Genomic DNA, 2,908 nt, shown 5'->3' on the forward strand with positions numbered 1-2,908 from the left:
GCTTCGGCTTCCACCCCGGCGCCGGCGGCTCCGACTCCTCCGTCAGCATCACCGGAATGCCGTCGCGGACGGGGTAGCGCCTGCCGCACGCCGTGCACACCAGCCGCTCACCCTCCTGCTCGACTGCCGCCTTGCATTCGGGGCAGGCTAGTATCTCCAGCAGTTCTTTGTTCATTGCCACACCCGCCTCCAGTCACAGGTTGCGACGATACCGCGCCAAACGAAGTGAAACATCCGGGTTGCGCCGCAATTGGTGCCGCCGCGTGCGCGGCCTCGGCTTGCCTTCTGTCCCGGCGGGCCGCGCTCCTTCCCTCGCGCCGCGTGCCGGGGTCACGCCGCGCGCACGTCCACGCCGATCCGGCGCATCGCAGTTACGAATCCCGGGAATGATGTGGCGATCCCGCCCGCCTCCGCGATCGCCGTCTCGCCCGCTGCCGCGGCTCCGGCGACCGCCAGCGCCATCGCAACGCGATGGTCGTCGCGGCCCGACACCTCCGCGCCGCGCAGCCGTCGCACGCCCTCGATCTCAAAACCGTCCGGCCGCTCCTCGATCCGCGCCCCCATCTTGCCCAGCTCGGTCGCCATCGCCTCCAGCCGGTCGGATTCCTTCACCCGCAGCTCCTGCGCGCCGCTGATGCGCGTCACGCCCTGCGCCACCGCCGCCGCGACGCACAGCACCGGCAGCTCGTCTATCAGCCGCGGCACCAGCTCCGCCCCGATCTCGCACCCGCGCAGGCGCGACCCGCGCACCGTCAGCTTGGCCACCGGCTCGCCGCCGCGAATCTCCTCGGCGCTCTCCGTCACGTCCGCGCCCATCTCCCGCAGCGCCTCCAGCGCTCCCGTGCGCGTCGGGTTCACCCCGACGTCCTCAATGCTCACCTCCGACCCCTCCACCAGCAGCCCCGCCGCCAGGAGAAACGCCGCGGCCGAGATATCCCCCGGCACCGCCACCGCGCAACCGTCCAGCTCCCCGCAGTGCACCGTCGTCGTCAGCCCTTCGCGCGCCAGCTTCGCGCCGAACGCCCCCAGCATGCGCTCCGTGTGATCCCGCGACTGATACGGCTCGGTCACCGACGTCGCGCCTGCGGCGTACAGCCCGGCCAGCAGCACCGCTGACTTCACCTGGGCGCTCGCCACCGGGGTCTCGTAGCGGATCCCTCGCAGCGATCCCCCGCGCACCGTCACCGGGGGCAGGCAGCGTTCCGTCCGGCCAGAGACCTCCGCGCCCATCTCCCCCACCGGCCGCGCCACCCGGTCCATCGGGCGCCGCGACAGGGATTCATCCCCGCTCAGCGTCACGCTGAAATCCTGCCCAGCCAGGATGCCCAGCAGCAAGCGCATCGTCGTGCCGGAATTGCCGCAGTCGAGATCGTGCGCAGGCCGCCGCAAGCCGCGCAGCCCGACGCCGCGCACGCTCACCACGGGCGCGTCGAGCGCTCCGATCGCGACGCCGAGCGCGCGCAGACACGTTGCCGTTGATGCAATATCCTCGGCGTGAAGCAGTCCGCTGACCGTCGTCTCGCCGCACGCGATCGCCCCCAGCAGGAGCGCCCGGTGGGACACCGATTTGTCCCCCGGAACGCTCACGGCGCCCGACAGCGCCTCGCGCGCCCCGCGCACAAGGAGAGCCGCAGCGCTCACAGTCCCTCCCTCGCCCGTTGGGCTCCGGCGAACAAGCGCTCCAACTCCTCCCGATTGCCGGCTTCGAGTGCCTCCTTGAAGCGACTCAGGGCCTCATTCATCTCACCCATTCCGGCGAGCACAACGGCGGCATTGGCGAGCGCGATGTCCGCCCACAGCGCCGGGTCGCTCGCGGCGATGCGCGTCGTATCGCGCAGCCCGGGGCCGATCACGTCGAGGATTTCGGCGTACTCCTTCGCCGCCTCCGCGACCACCCTCATGAGCGCCGCGGCGACCACGTGCGGGAGATGGCTCGTGCGCCCCACCAGTACGTCGTGTTCCTGCGGCGACAGCAGCAGCGACCGCGCGCCGAGCCGCGCGACGAGATCCTCAATGCGATTGAGCGCGTCCTCATCGGTGACGCGGGTCGGCGTCAGCACCCACGTCGCCCCGTCCAGCAAGTCCGATCGGGCGGCGGCGATGCCCTTGCGCTCGGAGCCCGCCAGCGGATGCCCGCCGACGAAGCGCCCGGCGCACGGCAAGGATTCCTCCGCGGCGGCCACGATCGGCCCCTTGACGCTGCCGACGTCGGTGACCAGGCACTCGTCGGCGATCATCTCCGCGATGGCCGCCACATGCTCGATGATGAGGGACACCGGCGTCGCGAGGATGACCAAATCCGCCTCGGCCGCCGCTTCGGACAGGGATAACGTCGCGCGGTCCGCCGCTCCCCGGCTCACGGCCAGCCGCAGCGTCTCCTCGCTGCGCGCCACGGCGACGACGTGCGACGCGATTCCTCGCTCGCGCAGCGCCATGCCGATGGAGCCGCCGATCAGCCCCGCGCCGATGATCGCCGCGCAGTCGAACGCCGGTCGTTTATTGCCAGTCGGCGCTTCGTTCATGTCACCTCCACGCGGGATGGGCAGAAGCCGGCCCACGGAAGAGGCCGGTCTTCCCTCTCCCCGTCGCCTGCTCGGCGATCTCCTCCAAGTGTCCAGACTGCCGCCGCGGCGACCGCTGCCCGCGCCGTCGCCGCGATGACGATCACGACGCGGTGCCCCCGCCGACGGCCGCCAGCGTCTTCTCCAACGCCGCGATGAAGCGCGCGTTCTGCTCGGGCAGGCCGATGGTCACCCGGATGTGCGTCGGCATCCCGAAGATGTCACCGGTGCGCACGATCACACCCTGTCGCAGCAGCCCCTCGAAGACCGTGCGGCAGTCCACGGCCACATTTAGGAGTATGAAGTTCGCGTGGGTCGGCACGTAGGCCAGCCCCAGGCGCTCGAAC

At 71.3% G+C, this 2,908-nt stretch carries 4 protein-coding genes; all 4 read right to left on the reverse strand.

Features of this window, described 5'->3' with window-relative positions:
* Positions 1 to 175 (reverse strand): Trm112 family protein (locus tag JSV65_08730; GenBank protein ID UCH36730.1); only part of this gene is annotated, 175 nt, incomplete at its 3' end.
* A gap of 155 nt (positions 176 to 330) precedes the next feature.
* Positions 331 to 1,641 (reverse strand): 3-phosphoshikimate 1-carboxyvinyltransferase, encoded by a 1,311-nt coding sequence (aroA, locus tag JSV65_08735; protein UCH36422.1) that lies wholly within the window; start codon positions 1,639 to 1,641, stop codon positions 331 to 333.
* Complete coding sequence (locus JSV65_08740) at positions 1,638 to 2,522, reverse strand: prephenate dehydrogenase/arogenate dehydrogenase family protein (GenBank protein ID UCH36423.1); 885 nt, start codon at positions 2,520 to 2,522, stop codon at positions 1,638 to 1,640. Before JSV65_08740 ends, aroA begins: the two co-directional genes overlap by 4 nt.
* A gap of 142 nt (positions 2,523 to 2,664) precedes the next feature.
* Positions 2,665 to 2,908, reverse strand: a 244-nt coding sequence (locus JSV65_08745; protein UCH36424.1) for a histidinol-phosphate transaminase, incomplete at its 5' end; no start/stop codon positions are given.

It is taken from the genome of Armatimonadota bacterium (assembly GCA_020354555.1).
GTDB lineage: Bacteria > Armatimonadota > Hebobacteria.

What these genes read in the sequence shown, in the direction of transcription:
- JSV65_08740 (UCH36423.1), bottom strand. Translation starts at nt 2,522, where the DNA reads ATGAACGAAGCGCCGACTGGCAATAAACGACCGGCGTTCGACTGCGCG.